At 73.7% G+C, this 22,710-nt stretch carries 23 protein-coding genes; 13 read left to right on the plus strand and 10 right to left on the minus strand.

Annotated features, from left to right (window positions below; translation table 11 throughout):
* Positions 1 to 22: 22 nt before the first annotated feature.
* The 3 genes from ACFY3N_RS30430 (at position 23) to ACFY3N_RS30440 (ending at position 4,094) form a co-directional block, all read left to right on the plus strand.
* The gene (locus ACFY3N_RS30430; protein ID WP_390819994.1) at positions 23 to 1,261 is read left to right on the plus strand and encodes an MFS transporter; all 1,239 of its coding nucleotides are present in this window, start codon (positions 23 to 25) and stop codon (positions 1,259 to 1,261) included.
* 342 nt (positions 1,262 to 1,603) lie between these two features.
* The gene (locus tag ACFY3N_RS30435; RefSeq protein ID WP_390819995.1) at positions 1,604 to 2,992 is read left to right on the plus strand and encodes an aldehyde dehydrogenase family protein; all 1,389 of its coding nucleotides are present in this window, start codon (positions 1,604 to 1,606) and stop codon (positions 2,990 to 2,992) included.
* A 16-nt stretch (positions 2,993 to 3,008) separates the two neighbouring features.
* Positions 3,009 to 4,094 carry a Zn-dependent alcohol dehydrogenase gene (locus tag ACFY3N_RS30440; protein WP_390819996.1) on the plus strand — a complete coding sequence of 362 codons (1,086 nt, stop codon included), beginning with the start codon at positions 3,009 to 3,011 and terminating at the stop codon, positions 4,092 to 4,094.
* 77 nt (positions 4,095 to 4,171) lie between these two features.
* On the opposite strand, the gene ACFY3N_RS30445 is transcribed toward ACFY3N_RS30440, so the two are convergent.
* Both ACFY3N_RS30445 and ACFY3N_RS30450 read right to left on the minus strand, forming a co-directional pair.
* A complete protein-coding gene (locus ACFY3N_RS30445; RefSeq protein WP_390819997.1) occupies positions 4,172 to 4,894 on the minus strand; it encodes an ArsR/SmtB family transcription factor in 723 nt (240 codons plus the stop codon).
* Positions 4,895 to 5,044: 150 nt separating this feature from the next.
* On the minus strand, positions 5,045 to 5,686 hold the full coding sequence (locus tag ACFY3N_RS30450) for a TetR/AcrR family transcriptional regulator (protein WP_390819998.1): 642 nt from the start codon (positions 5,684 to 5,686) through the stop codon (positions 5,045 to 5,047).
* Positions 5,687 to 5,790: 104 nt separating this feature from the next.
* Here ACFY3N_RS30450 and ACFY3N_RS30455 point away from each other — a divergent pair, with 104 nt between their 5' ends.
* The 3 genes from ACFY3N_RS30455 to ACFY3N_RS30465 all read left to right on the plus strand — a co-directional run bounded on the left by ACFY3N_RS30455 (position 5,791) and on the right by ACFY3N_RS30465 (position 8,005).
* On the plus strand, positions 5,791 to 6,942 hold the full coding sequence (locus tag ACFY3N_RS30455; RefSeq protein ID WP_390819999.1) for an acyl-CoA dehydrogenase family protein: 1,152 nt from the start codon (positions 5,791 to 5,793) through the stop codon (positions 6,940 to 6,942).
* Positions 6,943 to 7,001: 59 nt separating this feature from the next.
* Positions 7,002 to 7,289 (plus strand): YiaA/YiaB family inner membrane protein, encoded by a 288-nt coding sequence (locus ACFY3N_RS30460; protein ID WP_381227548.1) that lies wholly within the window; start codon positions 7,002 to 7,004, stop codon positions 7,287 to 7,289.
* Positions 7,290 to 7,360: 71 nt separating this feature from the next.
* Positions 7,361 to 8,005 carry a TetR/AcrR family transcriptional regulator gene (locus ACFY3N_RS30465; protein ID WP_390820000.1) on the plus strand — a complete coding sequence of 215 codons (645 nt, stop codon included), beginning with the start codon at positions 7,361 to 7,363 and terminating at the stop codon, positions 8,003 to 8,005.
* Here ACFY3N_RS30465 and ACFY3N_RS30470 read toward each other — a convergent pair.
* Complete coding sequence (locus ACFY3N_RS30470; RefSeq protein WP_390820001.1) at positions 7,996 to 8,457, minus strand: MaoC family dehydratase; 462 nt, start codon at positions 8,455 to 8,457, stop codon at positions 7,996 to 7,998. The genes ACFY3N_RS30465 and ACFY3N_RS30470 overlap by 10 nt on opposite strands.
* 131 nt (positions 8,458 to 8,588) lie before the next feature.
* Between ACFY3N_RS30470 and soxR the strand changes: the two genes are divergently transcribed.
* A complete protein-coding gene (gene soxR, locus ACFY3N_RS30475; protein ID WP_390820002.1) occupies positions 8,589 to 9,080 on the plus strand; it encodes a redox-sensitive transcriptional activator SoxR in 492 nt (163 codons plus the stop codon).
* A 426-nt stretch (positions 9,081 to 9,506) separates the two neighbouring features.
* On the opposite strand, the gene ACFY3N_RS30480 is transcribed toward soxR, so the two are convergent.
* Together ACFY3N_RS30480 and ACFY3N_RS30485 are read right to left on the minus strand one after the other, a co-directional pair.
* On the minus strand, positions 9,507 to 10,109 hold the full coding sequence (locus ACFY3N_RS30480) for a hypothetical protein (protein WP_390820003.1): 603 nt from the start codon (positions 10,107 to 10,109) through the stop codon (positions 9,507 to 9,509).
* A gap of 356 nt (positions 10,110 to 10,465) precedes the next feature.
* Positions 10,466 to 11,716 (minus strand): exo-beta-N-acetylmuramidase NamZ domain-containing protein, encoded by a 1,251-nt coding sequence (locus ACFY3N_RS30485; protein ID WP_390820004.1) that lies wholly within the window; start codon positions 11,714 to 11,716, stop codon positions 10,466 to 10,468.
* A gap of 168 nt (positions 11,717 to 11,884) precedes the next feature.
* Between ACFY3N_RS30485 and ACFY3N_RS30490 the strand changes: the two genes are divergently transcribed.
* The 3 genes from ACFY3N_RS30490 to ACFY3N_RS30500 are packed head-to-tail and all read left to right on the plus strand — an operon-like array spanning position 11,885 to position 14,941.
* Positions 11,885 to 12,658 (plus strand): SDR family oxidoreductase, encoded by a 774-nt coding sequence (locus ACFY3N_RS30490; RefSeq protein WP_390820005.1) that lies wholly within the window; start codon positions 11,885 to 11,887, stop codon positions 12,656 to 12,658.
* Entirely contained in the window at positions 12,655 to 14,319 is a 1,665-nt protein-coding gene (locus tag ACFY3N_RS30495) for a class I adenylate-forming enzyme family protein (protein WP_390820006.1), read from the plus strand. The genes ACFY3N_RS30490 and ACFY3N_RS30495 overlap by 4 nt, the downstream gene beginning before the upstream one ends.
* A 28-nt stretch (positions 14,320 to 14,347) precedes the next feature.
* Positions 14,348 to 14,941: a TetR/AcrR family transcriptional regulator gene (locus ACFY3N_RS30500; protein WP_390820007.1), complete on the plus strand. Its 594-nt coding sequence runs from the start codon at positions 14,348 to 14,350 to the stop codon at positions 14,939 to 14,941.
* A gap of 60 nt (positions 14,942 to 15,001) precedes the next feature.
* Here ACFY3N_RS30500 and ACFY3N_RS30505 read toward each other — a convergent pair whose 3' ends face one another.
* Complete coding sequence (locus ACFY3N_RS30505; RefSeq protein ID WP_390820008.1) at positions 15,002 to 16,216, minus strand: acyl-CoA dehydrogenase family protein; 1,215 nt, start codon at positions 16,214 to 16,216, stop codon at positions 15,002 to 15,004.
* Between the two features lie 6 nt (positions 16,217 to 16,222).
* A complete protein-coding gene (locus ACFY3N_RS30510) occupies positions 16,223 to 17,245 on the minus strand; it encodes a phosphotransferase family protein (protein ID WP_390820009.1) in 1,023 nt (340 codons plus the stop codon).
* A gap of 196 nt (positions 17,246 to 17,441) precedes the next feature.
* Between ACFY3N_RS30510 and ACFY3N_RS30515 the strand changes: the two genes are divergently transcribed.
* Complete coding sequence (locus tag ACFY3N_RS30515) at positions 17,442 to 18,371, plus strand: NADP-dependent oxidoreductase (protein WP_390820010.1); 930 nt, start codon at positions 17,442 to 17,444, stop codon at positions 18,369 to 18,371.
* A gap of 148 nt (positions 18,372 to 18,519) precedes the next feature.
* Here the strand turns inward: ACFY3N_RS30515 and ACFY3N_RS30520 are convergent, their stop codons facing one another.
* Genes ACFY3N_RS30520 through ACFY3N_RS30530 form a run of 3 tightly spaced genes read right to left on the minus strand, consistent with a single transcriptional unit; the run spans position 18,520 to position 19,867 of the window.
* Positions 18,520 to 18,843: a DUF202 domain-containing protein gene (locus tag ACFY3N_RS30520; protein ID WP_390820012.1), complete on the minus strand. Its 324-nt coding sequence runs from the start codon at positions 18,841 to 18,843 to the stop codon at positions 18,520 to 18,522.
* Positions 18,840 to 19,232: a YidH family protein gene (locus ACFY3N_RS30525; protein ID WP_390820013.1), complete on the minus strand. Its 393-nt coding sequence runs from the start codon at positions 19,230 to 19,232 to the stop codon at positions 18,840 to 18,842. The genes ACFY3N_RS30520 and ACFY3N_RS30525 overlap by 4 nt, the downstream gene beginning before the upstream one ends.
* A 59-nt stretch (positions 19,233 to 19,291) precedes the next feature.
* Complete coding sequence (locus tag ACFY3N_RS30530; RefSeq protein WP_390820014.1) at positions 19,292 to 19,867, minus strand: NUDIX domain-containing protein; 576 nt, start codon at positions 19,865 to 19,867, stop codon at positions 19,292 to 19,294.
* 251 nt (positions 19,868 to 20,118) lie between these two features.
* Here ACFY3N_RS30530 and ACFY3N_RS30535 point away from each other — a divergent pair, with 251 nt between their 5' ends.
* Both ACFY3N_RS30535 and ACFY3N_RS30540 read left to right on the plus strand, forming a co-directional pair.
* Positions 20,119 to 21,069, plus strand: coding sequence for a hypothetical protein (locus ACFY3N_RS30535; RefSeq protein ID WP_390820015.1), 951 nt, complete (start codon positions 20,119 to 20,121; stop codon positions 21,067 to 21,069).
* Between the two features lie 84 nt (positions 21,070 to 21,153).
* Positions 21,154 to 22,695, plus strand: coding sequence for an APC family permease (locus tag ACFY3N_RS30540; RefSeq protein WP_390820016.1), 1,542 nt, complete (start codon positions 21,154 to 21,156; stop codon positions 22,693 to 22,695).
* Positions 22,696 to 22,710 lie beyond the last annotated feature (15 nt).

The raw sequence follows: 22,710 nt of genomic DNA on the forward strand, positions 1-22,710 counted from the left end.
CCGTCCCAGGAAGGACCCGACCATGGCGCCCGGTGGGAACCGCGGCTGGCTGCTCCGTCTCGTCATCGCCTTCGGCTTCGCGCAGGGGGCGGTGTCGATGGCCCGGCCCGCCGTCTCCTACCGGGCGCTGGCACTGGGCGCGGACGAGCGGGCGATCGGTGTGATCGCGGGCGTGTACGCGCTGCTGCCGCTGTTCGCCGCCGTACCGCTCGGCCGGCGCACCGACCACGGCCGCTGCGCGCCCCTGCTCCCGGCCGGCGTGGTGCTCATATCCGGCGGCTGCGCGCTCAGCGGCCTCGCCGGCTCGCTGTGGGCGATGGCCCTGTGGAGCGGGGTGATGGGCCTCGGCCACCTCTGCTTCGTCATCGGCGCGCAGTCCCTCGTCGCCCGCCAGTCCGCACCGCACGACCAGGACCGCAACTTCGGCCACTTCACCATCGGCGCCTCGCTCGGCCAGCTGGTCGGTCCCGTCGCGGCGGGCGCGCTGATCGGCGCGGACATGGCCCGGACCAGCGCGCTCGCCCTGCTGGCGGCGGGCGCGGGCGGCGCCGTCGCGCTCACCTCGCTGTGGCGCATAGAGCGGCCCGGGGTCCTGAAACCCCGTACGGGACAGGCCGCGCGGGTGCCGGTCCGGGGCATCCTGCGGGCCCGGGGCGTACCGGCGGGCATCCTCATCAGCCTGGCCGTGCTGTCCGCCACCGACATCCTCACCGCCTACCTCCCGGTGGTCGGCGAGCACCGGGGCATCGACCCGGCCGTCGTCGGCCTGCTGCTCAGCCTCCGCGCGGCGGCCACGATCGCCTGCCGGCTGGTCCTCACCCCGCTGCTGCGCCTGCTCGGCCGCACGGTGCTGCTGACGGTGACCTGTCTGCTGGCCGCGCTGCTCTGCGCGGGCGTCGCGCTGCCGCTGCCGGTCTGGGCGCTGGCCCTGGTCCTGGCCGTCCTCGGCTTCTGCCTGGGCGTCGGCCAGCCGCTGTCCATGACGACGGTCGTCCAGGCCGCCCCCGCCGAGGCCCGCTCCACCGCCCTCGCCCTGCGCCTCACCGGCAACCGCCTGGGCCAGGTCGCCGCGCCCGCGGCGGCGGGCCTGGTCGCGGGGGTCGCGGGCGTGGCGGCCCCGTTCGCGATGCTCGGCGTCCTGCTGTTCCTGGCTTCGGGGGTCGCCCTGCGCACCCCGCCCCGCCCGGGAGGGGAGGAGGGGGCGGGCGTCGGGAAAGGGGCGCGGGAGGGTGCGAGGGCGCGACGGCGCGTCGAGGGGTGACGTGAGCGGTGCCGGCGCGAGGGCGGGGCGGGGCCGCGCCACCCGGCGCCGGGGGTGGCCGCCGGGCCGTTCGGGCACCGGGGCGGCACGACCGCCGATTTTCCGAATGCAGGCGTCCGCTTTCCCGCCTGGCGGACCGGAGCGTCCCGATCCCGTCCGGTGGCTTCCCGGCGGCTGCTTTCCGTTGGCTTCCGTGACCCACGCGCCCCGACGGCTGCCCGGCCTGGAGGAGCGACACCGGCGTGCGGAGACCTCTGGCGCGGAAAAACTAACACCGCTAGTTTAGGAGTTCGCACGAAACTGAGCGGTCGGACACCGACACCCCGCCCCGGAGGAAGCGCGATGAAGGCATACGACGGCATGTACATCGACGGCGCCTGGCGCCCCGCCGCCGGCCCGGACGTGATCGAAGTGGTGAACCCGGCCGACGAACAGGTGATCGCCACCGTCCCCGCGGGCACCGTGGAGGACGTCGACGCCGCCGTGCGCGCCGCCCGCGCCGCACTCCCCGCCTGGGCCGCCACCCCGCCCGCCGAGCGCGCCGCCCGGCTGGCCGCGCTGCGGGACCTGCTCGTGGCCCGGCAGGACGAGATCGCCGAGACGGTGATCGCCGAACTCGGCTCGCCCCCGAAGCTCTCGCAGACCGTCCACGCGGGCGTGCCGATCGCCGTGGCCGGCTCGTACGCCGAGCTGGCGGCGACGTACGCCTTCGAGGAGAGGACCGGCAACTCCACGGTCCTCCACGAGCCCGTCGGCGTGGTCGGCGCGATCACCCCCTGGAACTACCCGCTCCACCAGATCGTCGCCAAGACCGCCCCCGCCCTCGCGGCCGGCTGCACCCTGGTCGTCAAACCCGCCGAGGACACCCCGCTGGTCGCGCGGCTGTTCGCGGAGGCCGTGCACGAGGCCGGGGTCCCGGCGGGCGTGTTCAACCTGGTCACCGGGCTCGGCCCGGTGGCCGGGCAGGCCCTGGCCGAGCATCCGGGCGTCGACCTGGTCTCCTTCACCGGCTCCACCGCCGTCGGCCGCCGCATCGGCGCGATCGCGACCGGCATGGTGAAGAAGGTCGCCCTGGAACTCGGCGGCAAGTCCGCCAACGTCATCCTGCCGAGCGCCGACCTGGCCCGCGCGGTCAACGTCGGCGTCGCCAACGTCATGTCCAACTCCGGCCAGACCTGCAGCGCCTGGACCCGCATGCTGGTCCACCGCGACCGGTACGACGAGGCCGTGGAACTCGCCGCGGCCGCCGCCGCGAAGTACGGCGACCGCATCGGCCCGCTCGTCAACGCCGCACAGCGGGAGCGCGTGCGCGGTTACATCGCCAAGGGCGTCGCCGAGGGCGCCCGGCTGGTCGCGGGCGGCCCCGACTCCCCCCACGAGAAGGGCTACTACGTCAGCCCCACGGTCTTCGCCGACGTCACCCCGGAGATGACCATCGCCCAGGAGGAGATCTTCGGCCCCGTCCTGTCCGTCCTGCGCTACGCGGACGAGGAGGACGCCCTGCGCATCGCCAACGGCACCGTCTACGGACTGGCCGGCGCCGTCTGGGCCGGTGACGAGGCGGAGGCGGTGGCCTTCGCCCGCCGCATGGAGACCGGCCAGGTCGACATCAACGGCGGCCGCTTCAACCCGCTGGCGCCCTTCGGCGGTTACAAGCAGTCCGGTGTGGGCCGCGAACTCGGCACGCACGGGCTGACCGAGTACCTCCAGACCAAGTCCCTCCAGTTCTAGGGGAGTCGTCACCACCATGGCCGTACGCGCCGCTGTCCTGCCCGCCGTCGGTGCCCCGCTGGAGATCACCGGGATCGACCTGCCCGAACCCGGCCCCGGCCGGGTCCGCGTCCGGCTCGCCGCCGCCGGGGTCTGCCACTCCGACCTGTCCCTGTCCAACGGCACCATGCGCCTGCCGGTCCCGGCCGTCCTCGGCCACGAGGGCGCCGGCACGGTCGTCGCCGTCGGCGAGGGCGTCACCCATGTCGCGCCCGGCGACGGCGTGGTCCTCAACTGGGCGCCCTCCTGCGGCACCTGTCCCGCCTGCGCGCGCGGCGAGGTCTGGCTGTGCGCGGGCGCCCTGGCCGGCGCCGCAGAGGTGCACGCCCGCCGCGCCGACGACGGCACCGACCTGTACCCGGGGCTGAACGTCGCCGCGTTCGCCGAGGAGACGGTGGTGCCCGCCTCCTGCGTGCTGCCCGCCCCGGACGGCGTCCCGCTCGCCGACGCCGCGCTCCTGGGCTGCGCGGTGCTCACCGGCTACGGCGCCGTCCACCACTCCGCGCGGGTCCGGCCGGGGGAGACGGTCGCGGTGTTCGGTGTCGGGGGAGTGGGCCTCGCGGCGCTCCAGTCGGCCCGGATCGCGGGCGCGTCCACGATCGTCGCGGTCGACGTCTCCCCGGAGAAGGAGGAGCTCGCCCGGTCCGCGGGCGCCACCGACTACCTCGTCGCCTCCGACACCACCGCCCGGCAGATCCGCGCGCTCACCGGCAAGGAGGGCGTGGACGCGGCCGTCGAGTGCGCCGGCCGCGCGACCGCCATCCGCACGGCCTGGGAGTCCACCCGGCGCGGCGGACGCACCACGGTGGTCGGCATCGGCGGCAAGGACCAGCAGGTCACCTTCAACGCCCTGGAGATCTTCCACTGGGGCCGGACCCTCTCCGGCTGCGTCTACGGCAACTCCGACCCGGCCCGGGACCTCCCGGTCCTCGCCGGGCACATCCGGGCCGGCCGCCTCGACCCGGGTGCCCTGGTCACCGGACACATCGGCCTGGACGGCATCCCGGCCGCCTTCGACACCATGCTGGCGGGCAAGGGCGGACGGGCCCTGGTGGTCTTCTAGACGCCTTCCGTCCGCACCGGTCCCGGGACCGGTGCGGACGGTGCTTCCCGGCCTCCCGCCGCGACGCGGGGGCCGGGTCAGCGAAGGGCCCGCGCCGGGATCCCCAGCAGCTCGGACAGGGCGCGTTCGCCCGCCTCCGTCACCCGCACCGCCCGCTCGGAGCCGATGCGCACGCACCATCCCGTCTCCAGGGCGTGCCGGCACAGGGCCGCGCCCGCCACGCCGGCGAGGTGGGGGCGGCGCTCCGTCCAGTCCAGGCAGGCGCGGGCCAGCGGCCGCCGGCCGCGGCGGTCCAGGCCGATGCCCGCCGCGTCGAACCAGCGCAGCCCCGCGTCCGTGAGCGCGAACCCGGTCTCCTGGAGCAGCAGTCCCCGCGCGGTGAAGGCGTCCGTGACGGCGATGCCGAGCCGCCCGGCGAGATGGTCGTAGCAGGTCCGCCCGCGGGCCATGGCCGACCCGGCGCCCGCCTGCCGCAGGGTGCGCGGGCGCTCGGCGGCGCCCGGAGCCACCTGCGCGGTCAGGTCCTCCACCAGCTGCGCGACCCGCGCGCCGGCCAGCCGTACGTACCGGTGCCGCCCCTGGCGTTCCTCGGCCAGCAGCCCGCCCGCGACCAGCTTGCCCAGGTGCTCGCTCAGCGTGGACGCGGCGACACCGGCGTGCCGGGCCAGCTCGCCCGCCGTCCAGGCCCGCCCGTCCAGCAGCGCCAGGAGGCACGCGGCCCGCGTCTCGTCGGCGACCAGCGCGGCGAGCCGCGCGAGACCGGCCGCCCGGGGATCCTTGGTGGTCATGGCCTCCAGCATGCGGCACGGACCCTTCGGCCCTCGCCGAAGCGTCCGGCCCCGAAGGGGCGCGGGACCGTGCCTTCGTGCGGCTGCCGCCGCGCGGGCGCGACCGGCCACGAAGGCGCCGCGGACGATCGACGGCACATCACCGCACCCCCAGCGGAGCGCTCAGGCGCCGGCCCGCACCCGCTCGTACTGCAGCGCCAGCCCCTCCAGCAGCGCCGTCAGCCCCGCCTCGAAGGCCCGCTCGTCGATCTTCTCCTGCTGCTCGGCGAGCAGATGGGCCTGCCCGAGGTGCGGGTAGTCGGCGGGGTCGTAGGCGCTGGCGTCGTCCACGAAGCCGCCCGCGAAGGAGCCGAGCGCGGACCCCATGATGAAGTAGCGCATCAGCGCGCCGATGGAGGTGGCCTGCGCGGGCGGCCAGCCGGCCTGGACCATCGCGCCGTAGACCGCGTCGGCCAGCCGCAGCGCCGCCGGGCGGCGGCCCGGACCGCGGGCCAGGACCGGGACGATGTTCGGGTGGTCGCGCAGCGCGGCCCGGTAGGAGACCGCCCAGTCGTGCAGCGCGGTCCGCCAGTCCCGGCCGTCCTCGAACATCGACAGGTCGACCAGCGCGCTCACCGAGTCGGCCACCGCCTCCAGGATCTCGTCCTTGGTGCGGAAGTGGTTGTAGAGCGAGGGCCCGCTCACCCCCAGTTCCGCGGCGAGCCGGCGCGTGGAGACGGCCGCGAGGCCCTCCGCGTCCACCAGCGCACGGGCCGTACCGACGATCCGGTCGGTGCTGAGCAGGGGCTTGCGCGGTCGGGCCATGGCGCACATAGTAGGACCGCGACAGGAAACTAGCAGTGCTAATTTAAATGTGCACGGTCCTCCGGATGTGCACGGCAAGCGGATCTCACATGGGGTGACTCGGTATGAACCTGGAGCTCGGCGAGGAGCAGGAGGCCGTCCGTCGGCTGGCCCGGGACTTCGTGGAGCGCGAGGTCGTGCCCCACGCCACCGCCTGGGACCGTGCCGAGGAGGTCGACCGCGGCATCGTGAAGAAGCTCGGCGAGGTCGGCTTCCTGGGGCTGACGATCGACGAGGAGTACGGCGGCAGCGGCGGCGACCACCTCGCGTACTGCCTGGTCACCGAGGAGCTGGGCCGCGGTGACTCCTCCGTGCGCGGCATCGTCTCCGTCTCCCTCGGCCTGGTCGCCAAGACGATCGCCGCCCGGGGGAGCGAGGAGCAGAAGCGCGCCTGGCTGCCGGGCCTGACCTCCGGGGAGTACGTCGGCTGCTTCGGCCTCACCGAGCCGGGCACCGGCTCCGACGCCGGCAACCTCACCACCCGCGCGGTGCGCGACGGCGACGACTACGTCGTCAACGGCACCAAGATGTTCATCACCAACGGAACCTGGGCCGACGTCGTCCTGCTCTTCGCCCGCTCCACCGACGCCCCCGGCCACAAGGGCGTCTCCGCCTTCCTCGTCCCCACCGACACCCCCGGTCTGACCCGCCGCGCCGTCCACGGCAAGCTCGGCCTGCGCGGCCAGGCCACCGCCGAACTGGTCCTCCAGGACGTGCGCGTGCCCGCCTCCGCGATGCTGGGGGAGGAGGGCAAGGGCTTCTCGGTCGCCATGTCCGCCCTCGCCAAGGGCCGGATGTCGGTCGCGGCCGGCTGCGTCGGCATAGCGCAGGCGGCCCTGGACGCGGCCGTGCGGTACGCGGGGGAGCGGGAGCAGTTCGGGAAGGTCATCGCCCGTCACCAGCTCGTCCAGGAGCTGATCAGCGACATCGCCGTGGACGTCGACGCGGCCCGGCTGCTCACCTGGCGGGTGGCCGACCTGATCGACCGGGGCCGGCCCTTCGCCGTCGAGTCCTCCAAGGCCAAGCTCTTCGCCTCGGAGGCGGCCGTCCGCGCCGCCAACAACGCCCTCCAGGTCTTCGGCGGCTACGGCTACATCGACGAGTACCCGGCCGGCAAACTCCTGCGCGACGCACGCGTGATGACCCTCTACGAGGGCACCAGCCAGATCCAGAAACTGGTCATCGGCCGTGCGCTGACCGGGGTTTCGGCGTTCTGAGTACGGTCTGAGTACCCGAGCGGATGTGGCCGCGGCCACATCCGCCGATCCTTGTCCCCATGAGCGACACACCGGTCAAGCAGCAGAGCACGGCCGCCTTCTACGGCCAGGCCGTCGCGTCCTTCGGGGTGGCCATGGGCGCCACCGCGGTCGGCATCTTCAACCTCGACACCGACGCCTGGGTCCGCGCCTTCCTGGGCATCGCGGTCCTGTACCTCGTCACCTCCGCCTTCACCCTGGCCAAGGTCGTCCGCGACCGCCAGGAGGCCGGGCAGATCGTCAACCGGGTCGACCAGGCCCGCCTGGAGAAGCTGCTCGCCGAACACGACCCGCTGCAGAAGCTGTGACGCCGGGCACGCTAAGCGAGCGCTCACCCTTGCCGGTATGGTGTTACTCCTGCCAGTGAATGAGGTGAGCGATGAGTACGGCGGAGGAGACGGCCGGCGCCGAGGCGCAACCGTGGGGTGAGGTCACGCCCGACGCGGCCCGGCGGTTGCTGCTCGCCGCCGTGGAGGCGTTCGCGGAGCGCGGCTACCACGCCACGACGACCCGCGACATCGCGGGCCGTGCCGGGATGAGCCCGGCCGCGCTCTACATCCACTACAAGACCAAGGAAGAGCTGCTCCACCGCATCAGCAGGATCGGCCACCAGAAGGCCGTCGAGATCCTGCGCACGGCGGCCCGCTCCGAGGGCAGCCCGACCCGTCGGCTCGCCGAGGCGGTCAGCTCCTTCGTCCGCTGGCACGCGGGGGGCCGCACCACCGCCAGGGTCGTGCAGTACGAGCTCGACTCGCTCGGCATCGAGGCCCGCGCCGAGATCCTCGGACTGCGCCGGCAGGTCGACGCCGAGGTGCGCGGGATCATCGAGGAGGGCGTGCGCTCCGGCGAGTTCGACGTCATCGACGTACAGGGCACCACGCTCGCCGTGCTCTCCCTCTGCATCGACGTGGCCCGCTGGTTCAACGTCAACGGCCCCCGCACCCCCGAGGAGGTCGGCGCGCTCTACGCCGACCTCGTGCTCAGGATGGTCGGGGCCCGGGAGGCCGGCCCCGCTCAGAGGTAGTAGCGGGCCACCGACTCGGCGACGCACACCGGCTTGTCGCCGCCCTCGCGCTCCACGGTGAACGCCGTGGCCACCTGGACGCCGCCCGGCGCCTCGTCGACGGAGGTGATCGTCGCGGTGGCGCGCACCCGCGAGCCGACGGGGACCGGGGCGGGGAAGCGCACCTTGTTGGTGCCGTAGTTGACGCCCATCCTCACGCCCTCGACGGAGATCAGCTGCGGGCCGAACAGCGGCAGCAGCGACAGCGTCAGATAGCCGTGCGCGATGGTCGTCCCGAACGGCCCCGCCGCGGCCTTCTCCGGGTCGACGTGGATCCACTGGTGGTCCCCGGTGGCCTCGGCGAACAGGTCGATCCGCTTCTGGTCGACCTCCAGCCAGTCGGTGTACCCCAGCTGCTCGCCCACCGCCGCCCTCAGGTCGTCGACGGACGTGAAGATCCTCGGCTCTGCCATGTCCCGGCCTCTCGCGTCACGGAGTCGCAGCGCATCGGTGTGCGCATGCCTAAGCAACTGCTTAGCATGGTGTGCCGGGCGGTCCCTGTCAACGGCGACCGGCCGCCGGACGGGTGGGTAGGGTTCGGGGAGTGCCCCAGCTTCCCGAGAAGATCCACGAGCTCACGGTCGGCCAGCTCTCGGCGCGCAGCGGCGCCGCCGTCTCGGCCCTGCACTTCTACGAGTCCAAGGGGCTGATCAGCAGCCGCCGTACCCCGGGCAACCAGCGCCGGTACACCCGTGACACCCTGCGCCGGGTCGCCTTCATCCGCGCCGCCCAGCGCGTCGGCATCCCGCTCGCCACGATCCGCGGGGCGCTCGCCGGACTCCCCGAGGAGCGCACGCCCACCCGGGACGACTGGGCGCGCCTCTCCGAGGCGTGGCGCTCCGAGCTGGACGAGCGCATCAGGCAGCTCAACCGGCTGCGCGACCACCTCACGGACTGCATCGGCTGCGGCTGCCTCTCGCTGGACACGTGCGTCCTGTCCAACCCGGACGACATCTCCGGCGAACGCCTGACGGGCTCCCGCCTGCTGCCCGAGAACGGCGCCCGCGGCGGCGGGCGGCGGCCGGACGGGCACTGACCCGCACGGGGGTGCCGCCCCGGCGTGCGCCGGGCGCCTCCCCCGCTCCCGGCCGCGCTCGAGCGGGGCGCCCCATGAGCGGGAGGCGCTCCCCACCACCCACCCGTGCCGCCCCGGGATTTCGCCCGGGCCCCTGAGGCGCGCCCGCCCGCACTGCCGCGTACGGGGCACCCGCCCGCACTGCCGCGTACGTCACGCCCGCCCACGGCAGCCGCATACACCCGCGGCGCAATCGCGTACGTCACGCTCGCCCGCGCCACGCCCGCCGCTACTCGGTGACGAGGGCGTCTCCGGTTCGCCGGCGTGCTCCCCCGGCCCCGGGCCGGCCCGCGCGCACCGCGGTTCTCCGTCCCCGCGGGCCCCGGCGGGAGGCGGCGGGGGCGCGGCATCCCCTGCGCACCCCCGCCGCCCGACGCTCCCTGTCGCTCAGGCCGACACCAGCAGCCTCGCCCTGCGGGCGTCCGCCAGGGCTCCGGGGGTGAGCACGGGACGCGGCACCAGGATTCCGCAGTCCGTGCAGACCGGGCCCGTCGAGGGCTCGTGGTCCAGGCCGAAGCGCCACACGAGCCGTTCCCCCCGGCACACGGGGCAGACCGCACCCGGCTCGCGCTCCAGCGCGGCTATCAGCCGCCGCAGCACCTCGGCCAGCGGCTCGCGCGGATGCACCCGCGGATCGTCGCACCAGGCCACACCGAAACCGCCCCAGGTCAGCCGGTGCCAGTCGTCCACACTGCCCGGCCTGCGCAGCCCGTCGTGCTTCTCCTTCCTGCGGCGCTCGGCGAACTCCACCTCGTAGGCCAGCCAGACCGCCCGGGCCTCCTCCAGCTCCTCCAGTGCGGCCACGAGCCGCGCCGGGTCGACGGAGCGGTCCTCGGGATCGAACCCGGCCCGCGAGCACAGGTGGTCCCAGGTCGCCCTGTGCCCATAAGGAGCGAATCGCTCAAGGCACTTGCGCAGTGAATAGCGCCGCAGCGCCAGATCGCACCGCGGATCTCGGACCTGTCTCGCCAGACTTCGGAAACCGGCCATCGTCCTGCACCTCCGTCACACCTGCACCTGTAATCCGATCACTTCGGCGTCGTCGAACGGACGTCGCCGAATAGACGTATCGACACGCGAATCGGCTCCATCCTTTTTCCGATGGCCCCCTCGGCCGGCCGCGGGGGCTCGCGGGCCAACTCCCTTGAGTCCTGCTTCAGTTGTGGTCATTCACGGGGATACTGGCGGTAACCCGCTCCGTGCCCTCCCCGCGGAGGGGAAGCCCCTCCCCGACAGCCTGAGAACTCCCGGCGGCTTCCACGGGTTCCTGAAGACCCCGTCGATATGCACGTCCGACGCAAAACGGCGGCGGGCCGCCGCCCGCCGCCGTCCCGCACCACCCGCTCTCAGCGGTAGAGCAGGTACTCCCGCCGGATCCTCCGGAACCCCGCCAGCTCCTCCTGCCAGCCGGCCACCACCTCGTCCGTGTCCGCGCCCGCGTCGATCATGGTGCGTACGAGGGCGGAGCCCGTGAGCTTGTCGATCCAGCCGTCCGCCCGCCAGGCGAAGCCGCTCCAGGACCGTTTGGCGGTGATCAGCAGCCCGATCCCGGTCCGCACCGGATCGAACGCCTCCCGGTCGTGCACGTGCAGCTGGACGCCCCCGACGGTCCTCCCCCGGAACTTGGAGAAGGTCGGCGCGAAGTACGCCTCCCGGAAGCGCACGCCCTCCAGTCCCAGGGCGTTCGCCCCGTCCGCCCAGCGGCCGTCGATCCCCTCGGCCCCCAGCAGCTCGAACGGCCGGGTGGTCCCGCGCCCCTCCGACAGGTTCGTCCCCTCGAACAGGCACGTCCCCGAGTACACCAGCGCGGTCTCCGGTGTCGGCATGTTCGGGCTCGGCGGCACCCACGGCAGCCCGGAGGCGTCGTGGAAGTCCGACCGCCTCCAGCCCGACATCCGCACGGTCTCCAGCGGCACCGGCACCGTCAGGAACTCCCCGTTGAACAGCAGCGCCAGCTCCGCCACCGTCATCCCGTGTGCCTGCGAGACGGGCCGCCGGCCGACGAACGACGCGAACTCCTCGTGCAGCACCGGTCCCAGCGCGGCCCGTCCGGTCACCGGGTTCGGCCGGTCGAGGACGACGAACCGCTTGCCCGCGAGCGCGGCCGCCTCCATGCAGTCGAAGAGCGTCCAGATGTACGTGTAGAAGCGCGCCCCGACGTCCTGGATGTCGAAGAGGACCGTGTCCACGCCGGACGCGGTGAAGACGTCCGCGAGCGCCTGACCGCTCTTCAGGTACGTGTCGTAGACGGGCAGACCGGTCGCCGGGTCGTCGTGGTGGCCCTCCGAGCCGCCCGCCTGGGCGGTGCCCCGGAAGCCGTGCTCGGGGCCGAAGACGGCGGTCAGCCCCACCCGGTCGTCGGCGTGCATGACGTCGACGATGTGCCGCGCCTCCCGGGTGACGCCCGTCGGGTTGGTGACCACGCCCACGCGCCGGCCGTCGAGCAGGGCGTAGCCGTCCGCGGCGAGCCGTTCGAACCCGGTGCGCAGCCTGCGGCCACCCCCGGCCGCCGGCCCGGAAGCGGCGGCGGCCGGTGCGGCACAGGCCGCGGCCGCGGCCGTGGTGGTGGCGAGCAGCCCCCGTCTGGACAGCTTCATGCGGTGACCTCCGTGATCGCGGCGGGTGTCATGCCCACGCACGCTAGCGCGCCCGGCCGCCCCGGGGAACGAACCGGACCGATCCCCCGCGGAACACCCCTTCCACCGGGCATACCGACCGGTTAGTCTGACGCCGGTAGCCGCTGGGAGCCGCGTCGAAGGAGACCGATGGTGCAAGCCGTGCAGGGTGCGAAGGTGGTCGTCACGGGAGCCGGGGGCGGCATCGGGGCGGCGCTCGCCCGCCGCTTCGCCGACCGGGGGGCGCGGGTCGTCGTCAACGACCTGGACGCCGACCGCGCGAAGGCCGTCGCCGAGGAGATCGGGGGCCTGGCCGTGGTGGGCGACGCCTCCTCGATCGTCGCCGAGGCCCGGGACGCGCTCGGCGGGACGGTCGACGTGTACTGCGCCAACGCGGGCGTCGGCCGCGACGGCGGGGAGCCCGGCGAACCGCTCGACGAACAGGGCTGGGCGCTCTCCTGGGACGTCAACGTCATGGCGCACGTCCGCGCGGCGCACGCCCTGCTCCCGGACTGGCTGGAGCGCGGCAGCGGCCGCTTCGTCTCCACCGTCTCCGCCGCCGGACTGCTCACCATGATCGGCACCGCCCCCTACAGCGTCACCAAGCACGGCGCCTACGCCTTCGCCGAGTGGCTGTCACTGACGTACCGCCACCGCGGGGTGAAGGTCCACGCGATCTGCCCGCAGGGCGTGCGCACCGACATGCTCGACGCCAGCGGCAGCGCGGGCGACCTGGTCCTCAAGCCGACCGCGATCGAACCGGAGGACGTGGCCGACGCCCTCTTCCGGGGCATCGAGGAGGACCGCTTCCTGATCCTGCCGCACCCCGAGGTCGCCGAGTACTACCGGGCCCGGGCCGCCGAGCCGGACCGCTGGCTCTCCGGCATGAACCGCCTCCAGCAGCAGTGGGAGGCCACCCGGTGACCGCCTCCCGCTACGCCGCCAAGCCCTGGCTGGCCCTTCTCACCGACGCCCAGCGTGCCCCCGTGGAGCCCGCGGACTCCCTGGTGCACGCCCTGCGCCGCGCGGCGTCCGAGACCCCCGACCGCGCCTTCCTCGCCTACTTCGACGGCCGCCTCACCTACCGCGAGGCCGACGCGCTCAGCGACTCCGTCGCCGGCCACCTCGCCGCGCGCGGCCTGGAGCGCGGCGAGCGGGTGGCGGTCCTGCTGCAGAACTCCCCGCTCTTCGTCCTCGCCCTGCTCGGCGCCTGGAAGGCGGGCGCGGTCGTCGTGCCCGTCAACCCGATGTACAAGTCGGGCGAGGTGACGCACGTCCTGCGGGACGCGGACGTGGCCGCGCTGATCTGCTCCGACCGGGCCTGGGAGTCGTACCTGCGCGACACGGCCGCCGGCTCGCCGGTGCGGATCGTGCTCACCGGCTGCGAGCTGGACTTCCAGACCCGCGGCGACGCGCGCGTGCTCACCTTCGAGCGGCTCCCGCAGGCCCCGGACGCCGACGACCTCACCACCGTCGCCCGCCGGGGCCGGCCGGCCCCCGAACCCCGCGACCCCGCCCCCGGCGACACCGCGCTGATCAGCTACACCTCGGGCACCAGCGGCACCCCCAAGGGCGCCACCAACACGCACGGCAACATCATGTACAACGCCGAGCGGCAGCGCACCGGGCTCGGCCTGCCCGAGGCGCCGGTCTACTTCGCGCTCGCGCCCCTGTTCCACATCACCGGGATGGTCTGCCAGCTCGGCGCCTGCCTCAACAGCGCGGGCACCCTCGTCCTCGCGTACCGCTTCGAGGCCGGCGTGGTCCTGGACGCCTTCGCCGAACACCGGCCGCACTACACCGTCGGCCCCTCCACCGCCTTCATGGCGCTGGCCGCCCACCCCGACGCGAGCCGGGACCACTTCTCCTCCTTCCGGGTGATCTCCTCCGGCGGCGCCCCACTGCCGCCCGCCCTGGTGGAGAGGTTCCGGGCCGGCTTCGGGCCGTACCTCCGCAACGGCTACGGGCTGACCGAGTGCACCGCCCCCTGCGCCTCCGTCCCGCCGCACCTGGAGGCGCCGGTCGACGCGGCCTCCGGGACGCTGGCCGTCGGCGTGCCGGGCCCCGACACCGTCGTACGAATCGTCGACGACCTGGGCGAGGAGGTGCCCTTCGGCGAGCAGGGCGAGATCGTCGTGCGCGGCCCGCAGGTGGTGCCCGGCTACTGGCGGCGGCCCGACGCCACCGCCGGGACCTTCCCCGGCGGCGAACTGCGCACCGGCGACATCGGCTTCATGGACCCCGAGGGCTGGCTGTACGTCGTCGACCGCAAGAAGGACATGATCAACGCGTCCGGTTTCAAGGTGTGGCCGCGCGAGGTCGAGGACGTGCTCCACACGCACCCGGCGGTGCGCGAGGCGGCCGTCGTGGGCGTGCCCGACGGATACCGCGGGGAGACCGTCAAGGCCTTCATCAGCCTGCTCCCCGGCGCCGACACGGACCCGGACGCGCTCGCCGCGTACTGCAGGGAGAGACTGGCCGCCTACAAGTACCCGCGCCAGGTGGAGATCCTGCCCGACCTGCCGAAGACGGCCAGTGGGAAGATCCTCCGGCGGGAACTGCGTTCCCTGACCCACGACGACTAGCAGCGACACGGAAAGGCGGGTGGCGGCAGTGCCCAGGACGACGGACGGTGACGGGGCTCCTGTGCCGCAGCGGCTCCTGGCGGCCGCCACCCGGCTCTTCGCCGAGCAGGGCTACGACCGCACCTCGGTGCAGGAGATCGTCGAGGCGGCCGGCGTCACCAAGGGGGCGCTCTACCACTACTTCGGCTCCAAGGACGACCTGCTGCACGAGGTGTACGCGCGCGTGCTGCGCCTCCAGCAGGAACGCCTGGACCACTTCGCGGACGCCGACGAGCCGATCGAGAAGCGGCTGCGCGGCGCGGCGGCCGACGTCGTCGTCACCACGATCGAGAACCTCGACGACGCGTCGATCTTCTTCCGCTCCATGCACCACCTGGGACCGGAGAAGAACAAGCAGGTGCGCGCCGAGCGCCGCCGCTACCACGAACGCTTCCGCGCGCTGATCGAGGAGGGCCAGCGCGAGGGCGTCTTCTCCACGGCGACCCCGGCCGACCTGGTGGTCGACTACCACTTCGGCTCCGTGCACCACCTGTCGACCTGGTACCGCCCCGACGGCCCGCTCGGCCCGCAGGAGGTCGCCGACCACCTGGCGGACCTGCTGCTGCGGGCGCTGCGCCCCTGAGCCGCCCCGGACGGCCCCACCGCACCACGGTCCGTGGTGCGGTGGCTGCCGGAGGGACCCCTACAGGTACTTCTTCAGCTCCCGGCGCGCCAGCGACCGCTGGTGCACCTCGTCCGGGCCGTCGGCGATCATCAGCGTGCGGGCGCCGGCGTACAGCTCGGCCAGCGGGAAGTCCTGGCTGACCCCGCCCGCGCCGTACAGCTGGATCGCGCGGTCGAGGATGCCGACGACCGTGCGCGGGGTGGCGATCTTGATGGCCTGGATCTCCGTGTGGGCGCCCCGGTTGCCGACGGTGTCCATCATCCAGGCCGTCTTCAGCACCAGCAGCCGCAGCTGCTCGACCGCCACGCGCGCGTCGGCGATCCAGTTCTGCACCACGCCCTGCTGCGCCAGCGCCTTGCCGAAGGCGTCACGCGACACCGCCCGCCGGCACATCAGCTCGATGGCCCGCTCGGCCATGCCGATCAGCCGCATGCAGTGGTGGATCCGGCCGGGGCCGAGCCGGGCCTGCGCGATCGCGAAACCGCCGCCCTCCTCGCCGATCAGGTTCGCCACCGGCACGCGCGCGTGGTCGAAGACCACCTCGGCGTGCCCGCCGTGGTAGTGGTCCTCGTAGCCGAACACCTGCATGGCGCGCTCGACGGTGACGCCCGGGGTGTCGCGCGGGACGAGGACCATGGACTGCTGGCGGCGGATGTCCGCCCCGCCGGGGTCGGTCTTGCCCATCACGATGAAGACGCCGCAGTCCGGGTGCATCGCCCCGGAGATGTACCACTTGCGGCCGGTGACGACGTACTCGTCGCCGTCCCGCTCGATGTGCGTGGTGATGTTGGTGGCGTCCGAGGAGGCCACCTCCGGCTCGGTCATCGCGAACGCCGAGCGGATCTCACCGGCCAGCAGCGGCTCCAGCCACTGCTTCTTCTGCGCCTCGTCGCCGAACTGCGCCAGCACCTCCATGTTCCCGGTGTCGGGCGCCGCGCAGTTGGTGACGGTGGGCGCGATCTGCGGGGAGCGGCCCATGATCTCGGCGAGCGGCGCGTACTGCAGGTTCGTCAGCCCGGCACCGTACTCGGAGTCGGGCAGGAACAGGTTCCACAGGCCCTGCCGGCGGGCCTCGGCCTTCAGCTCCTCCACCACGGGGACGTTCTGCCACGGCGAGGCCAGCCCGGCACGCTGCTCGTGGACGACCGCTTCGGCCGGGTAGACGTACTCGTCCATGAAGGCGAGCAGCTTGGCGCGCAGCTCCTCGGTGCGCGCGTCGAACGCGAAGTCCATGGTTCGTCAGCCTTCCTGAAGGGTGGTCAGACCGTGCCGGATGAAGACCGGGACCAGATCGCCGATGCGGTCGAAGCCGCGGCCCACCGTCCGGCCCAGCGTGTAGCGGTAGTGGATGCCCTCCAGGATCACGGCGAGCTTGAACCAGGCGAACGCCGTGTACCAGGACACCGCGGAGACGTCGCGCCCCGACCGCGCGGCGTACCGCTCGATCAGCTCGGCGGGCGCGGGGTGCCCGGGGGCCTCGGCGGTCGTGGAGACGGGGGAGTCCGGCATGCCCAGCGGCATGCTGTACATCACCAGCAGTCCCAGGTCCGTCAGCGGATCGCCGAGCGTGGACATCTCCCAGTCGAGGACGGCCCTGATCGTGTCGTCCTCCCCGATCAGCACGTTGTCGAGGCGGTAGTCGCCGTGCACCACGGCGGGCGCGGGGGAGGCGGGCAGCTCGCGCCCGAGCGCCGCGTGCAGCTCGTCGATCCCGGCCAGCTCCCGGTTGCGGGAGGCGTCCAGCTGCTTGCCCCAGCGCCGCAGCTGCCGGTCCAGGAAGCCCTCGGGACGGCCGAAGTCCGCAAGACCCACCTCGCCGGGCTCCACCGCGTGCAGCTCGACCAGCGTGTCCACCAGGTTCAGCACCGCGTCCCGGGTGCGCCCGGCGCCGAGCGGGGCGAGCTGGCCCGCCGTCCGGTACGGAGTGCCCTCGACGAAGTCCATGACGTAGAACGGCGCCCCGAGCACCTCCTCGTCCTCGCACAGCAGCACGGTGCGCGGCACCGGCACGGCGGTCGGCTGCAGCGCGCTGATCACCCGGTGCTCGCGCCTCATGTCGTGCGCGGTGGCCAGGACGTGGCCGAGCGGGGGACGCCGTACGACCCACTTCGCACTGCCGTCGGAGACCGCGTACGTGAGGTTCGACCTGCCGCCCTCGATCAGCCGGCCGGAGAGCGGGCCGTTCACCAGGCCGGGCCGCTCCCGTTCGAGCAGGCCGCGCAGCCGGTCGAGATCGAGTCCGGGCGGGTGGTCGGGGCTCATCGTCGCTCCTACGGGCAGGGAACAGTACCCGCTCATGATGCCGACCGGTCGGTATGTCGTCCAGAGGGGCGGCCGAACGTGACCGGTGCCACGATAGGCGCTCGTCGCGCCCGCGCCCCGTCCGGCCGCCACGCGAATGGCGTATATCGAGCCATTCGGCTTGCACGGCACGCGCGGACACCGGAGGGTCGGACCCATGAAGGCGATCAGCTACTCGCGGTACGGCGGCCCCGAAGTGCTCGGACTCGGGGAGGTCGACGACCCCAGGGTCGGCCCCGACTCGGTCCTGGTGAAGGTGCGGGCGGCGGCCGTCAACCCGGTCGACTGGAAGTGCCGGGAGGGCTACCTCGACTCGGTCCTCCAGCCGGTGTTCCCGGTCGTCCCCGGCTGGGACGTCTCGGGCGTGGTCGTCCAGCCCGGTCCCGCCGTGCCGGAGTTCGCCGTCGGCGACGAGGTCATCGGCTATGTGCGCCAGGACGTCCTCGCGCACGGCACCTTCGCCGAGTACGTGGCCGCCCCGGTGCGCGCCCTCGCGCGCAAGCCGCGCGCCCTGTCCTTCGAGGAGGCGGCCGGCCTCCCGCTCGCGGGGCTCACCGCGTACCAGGTGCTGCACCGCGTCCTCGAGGTCAGGCGGGGCGAGACCGTCCTGGTGCACGCCGCGGCCGGCGGCGTCGGGTCCGTCGCCGTCCAGCTCGCCGCCCACCTGGGCGCCCGGGTCATCGGCACGGCGAGCGAGCGCAACCACGACTTCGTCCGCGGGCTGGGCGGGGAGCCGGTGAGCCACGGCGAGGGCCTGGCCGAACGGGTGCGGGGGCTGGCCCCCGAGGGCGTGGACGCGGTGTTCGACACGGTCGGCGGCGACGCCCTCAGGGACTCCGCGAACCTGTTGGCCCCCGAGGGCCGCCTGGCCTCGGTCACCGACCCCGAGGTGGTGGGCTACGGCGGCCGCTACTGGTTCGTCCGCCCCGACCCCCAGGACCTCCAGCACCTCTCCGACCTGGCGGACCAGGGCACGGTCACCGTCCACGTCTCGGAAACCTTCCCCCTGGAGCGAGCGGCGGACGCCCACCGCCTGAACCAGGAGGGCCGCACCCGCGGCAAGATCGTGGTGACGGTGGGCGAATGACCCCGCCCGGCACCGACAGCCCGTCCGGCTCAACCAGCCCGTCCGGCGTTTGAGGACAAGGCCCCTTCAGGACCGAACGGGGTCTGGGGCGCAGCCCCAGGGACGGGAAGGGAAGGGGCGGCGGGGGCGAAAAACCCACCGAGCCCCCTCACCCCGACCCGACAAGCACCGCCCCGCACACGGCCATGGCCACCGTGCAGACCACCGCACCCGCCGCGTACGGCGGAACAAGCGCCCCCGGCGCGCTCACGGCCGCCAGCCCCCGGATCCGCCGGTGGGCGATCCACAGGAACCCGAGCCAGCAGGCACAGCACAGCGCGCACGCGACCACCCCGGCCGCCGACACCCCGCCCGCCAGGGTCGTCTTCACGGCCAGCACGGCCGTGACCGTGGTCGACAGCGTCGTACGCCGCCACGCGAGCCGGGTCCGCTCGGGCTGCAGCCCCGGATCCCGGTCCGCCGCTTCGTTCATCCGTTCCACCCGAAGAGCACGACGGCGACCATCGCCACGGCCACCACCGCCACCACCAGGCTCAGCAGCGCCGGGAACCGCGACACCGGCAGATCCTCCCCCCGCCGCATCGCCCGCTCGCACCGCACCCAGTGGTTGACCGCCCGCAACGCGCACAACGCCCCCACGGCCAGCAGCGCCAGCGCCAGCCCGATCCGCCACCCCCACCGCAGATCCGGCAGGAACTGGTCCACGGCGAACCCACCCCCGATCAACGCGAGCGCGGTGCGCAACCACGCGAGGAACGTCCGCTCGTTCGCCAGGGAGAACCGGTAGTCGGGCGTGTCGCCCTCCCGCCGCACCTCGCCGGGCGCGAACCACAACCGGACGTTCCGCACAAAGTCGATCACGCCGCGACCCTACCGGGGCCGCCCTCCCGCCGGTCCGACGGCCGGTGACGAGGGCCTTCTCAGCCCTCCGCCCGCCCCGACGGCCCCACCCGCCCCGACGGCCCCACCTGCCCCGACGGCTCCGCCCGCCCCGCCCGGAACGCCTTGAGCCGCTCGTACGCCGCCAGCCCGTCCGGCGTCCACTCCCACTCCCCGAGCCGCCGCTCCAGCTCCGCCTCCGACAGGAAGTCCCCCCAGGCCACCTCCTCCGCCTGCGGCCGTACGGGCCGGTCGCAGCGCACCTCGTACACCGCCGACCACCAGCTGCGGCCCGCCCCGTCGTCGTACAGGAACGTGAAGAGGTGCTCGGGGCGCGGCAGCCCGCTCACGCCCAGCTCCTCCTCGGCCTCCCGCAGCGCCGCCTCGTCGTAGCCCTCGCCCGCGCCGACGACCCCGCCGACGAACATGTCGTACAAGGAGGGGAAGACCAGCTTGGTCGGGGTGCGGCGATGGACGAAGACCCGCCCCTCGGCGTCCCGGACGAGGATGAAGGCGCAGCGGTGGCGCAGACCCCGCGCGTAGGCCTCCCCGCGCGGGGACCGCCCGACCACCCGGTCGTTCTCGTCGACGATGTCGATGATCTCCTCAGCACTCATACGGCCATCCAAGCAGCGGCCGGCCCCCGCCGCCCGCCCCACCTGGGCGGCTCTCCGGCCCCGGACGTCACAAGTGGTGTGTCTGTGACCGAAGTTGACGCGAGTAACGCCTGGGGTGCCCTTGACGTGATCCACCGGCTGACGGTTTGCTGTGAGTGACCGGGCCATGGCGTTCGGCAGCCGACCACTGCCGTACCGACCACCCGCCGTGAGCCGGCGACCCCAAGAAGAGCGCGTGAGGAAGTTCCGCGGTGTCCCCACCCCCGCCTCCCCTCGGCCGTGCCCGCAGACGGGCCGCACAGACCTTCGACGAGGCCCTCGACGACGCCGAACTCGCCGCCGCGCGGACCGCTTTGGCACAGGGCCGATGGCAGAACACCCGCTCGCTGCTGGTCCGTACGGGGGAGGACTGGGACCGCCGGGGCCACCGCGTCACGGTGCTCGCCCGGGAGCCGTACTGCGCCGCCTGGGCCCGCGAGTGGCTGCTCGCCGAGCCCGACTCCGGTGACGCGTCCGTCCTGCTCGCCCTGGCCCAGGCGCGGCGTGCGCTGCACGGGAAGGAGAATCCGGCCCGGGCCCGCGAGGCCTGCCACCGGGCGGCGGGACTCGTGCCCGCCGACCCCACCCCCTGGCTCGGACTGCTCCTGCTGGAGTGCGCCCAGGGGGCCGAGGGGGACGTGGTCCGGCTCTTCGAGCAGATCCGCACCCGGTACGCGGACCACCACCACGCCCACCACCTGGTGGTCGCCTGGCTCGCCGAGCGCCGCGTGGAGGCGGGCCCGGACCCGCTGCACGAGGTGTACGACTTCGCCAACTGGGCCGCCGAGCAGGCACCCGCCGACTCGCCGCTGGCGATCCTGCCGGTCGTCGCGCACGCCGAGCGCTACCGCACCCTGGCCGCCGCCGGACACGAACCCGCCGACCCGGTCGCCTCCGGCCACTGGGTCGGCCGCCGCGCCCGGCAGGTGATGAAGGCCGCCTTCGACTGGTGGCTGGAGTGGGAGCACGAAGGCCACCCGCGCCGCCTGGTCGACCTCAACTTCCTCGCCCACGCCAAGGTCTGCGAAGGCCGGGGCGCCGAGGCCGCCGCCCTCTTCCACCGCATCGGCGACCACGCCACGCCCACCCCCTGGTCCTATCCCGACCGGGACGCCCTGACCGCCTTCCGCACCGCCCGTGCCGCGGCCCTGGGCACGACCTGACCCCACGCCCCACCCAACCCCCACGCCCCACCCACCCCCCGCACCCACCCGCCACCACCACGACCGACCAAGGACGGCCTTCCGATGACGACGGACAGTTCGAGCACGCGCAGAGCCACAGCCGACGGCATCAGCACCTTCAAGGGGCAGGAGCGCGCCCTGCGCGCCGACCGCCTCGGCACGGGGGGCCTGCTGCTCTCCGTCCTCGCCGCGACCGCCCCCCTCATGGTGGTCGCGGGTGTCATGCCCACCACATTCGCGGTGATGGGCATCGTCGGCCAGCCGCTGCTCTTCGTGGCCCTCGGCGTCGTCCTGGTCCTCTTCAGCCTCGGCTACGCCGAGATGAGCCGGCACGTCCACAACGCCGGCGCCTTCTACGCCTACATCTCCCGCGGACTCGGCGGCACCGCCGGAGCGGGCGCCGCGCTCGTCGCGCTCGTCGCCTACAACTCCCTCCAGGTCGGCATCTACGGCATCTTCGGCTTCGAGGTGTCCGGCCTCTTCGCCACCTACGCCGACCTCGAGGTCGCCTGGTGGATACCGGCGCTCGTGGCCGTGCTCGCCGTCGGCGCGCTGGGCTGGCTGAAGATCGACGTCAACGCGCGCGTGCTCGGCGTGCTGCTGGTCGTCGAAGTGCTGCTGGTCGTCGTCTTCGACATCGCCGCCGTCGCCGACCCCGGCACGGAGGGCCTGTCGCTGCACGCCTTCGACCCGGACACGCTCACCGGCGCCGGCGTCGGCACCGCCCTGTGCTTCTGCATCGCGGCCTTCCTCGGCTTCGAACAGGCCCCCGTCTACGCCGAGGAGACCAGCAGGCCGCACGTCCTCGTGCCGCGCGTGATGTTCCTCGCGGTCACCGGCGTCGCCGTCTTCTTCGCCCTCAGCAGCTGGGCCCTCACCGTCGCCACCGGCCCCGCCGGGATCGTCGGCGCCTCCCGGGAGCAGAGCGCGGGACTGCTGTTCTTCCTCACCGAGGACCGGCTCGGCTCCACCTTCACCGACGTCCTGCACGTCCTCTTCGTGACCGGCATGTTCGCGGCCATGCTCAGCTTCCACAACGTCGTCGCCCGGTACGCCTTCGCCATGGGCCGCGAGGGCCTGCTGCCCGCCGCCTTCGGCCGCACCACCGGCACCAGCGGCGCCCCCGGCACCGGCTCCCTGCTCCAGACCGCCGTCGCCGCCGTGCTCGTCCTCGCCTTCGCGCTCACCGACGACAAGCCGACCGGCGACCCGACCGCGCCCGTCCTGCACCTGTTCACCTGGGGCGGCAACATCGGCGCGCTCGGCGTGATCGTGCTGATGGCGACCGCCTCCCTGTCCGTCGTCGTCTTCTTCGTCCGGCGCGGCGCCGCGGGCGCGCAGGGCTGGCGGCTGGTCACCTCCGCGCTGGCGGGCATCGCCCTGGTGGTCATCGCGGGGTACACGGTCAAGGACTTCGACGTCCTGGTCGGCACCGGCCCCGACTCCTCGCTCAGCTGGATCCTGCCCGGCGTCATCGGGCTCGCCCTGGTCGTCGGTCTGGTCCAGGGCGCCGTCCTGCGCGCCCGCGCCCCCGAGAAGCACGCCCGCATCGGGCTCGGCAACGAGGCGTTCCAGCTGGAGAAGGAGGCCGAGCGCACCCCGTAGGACGCTGTCGCGCCC

The organism is Streptomyces sp. NPDC000348 (assembly GCF_042898795.1).
GTDB lineage: Bacteria > Actinomycetota > Actinomycetes > Streptomycetales > Streptomycetaceae > Streptomyces.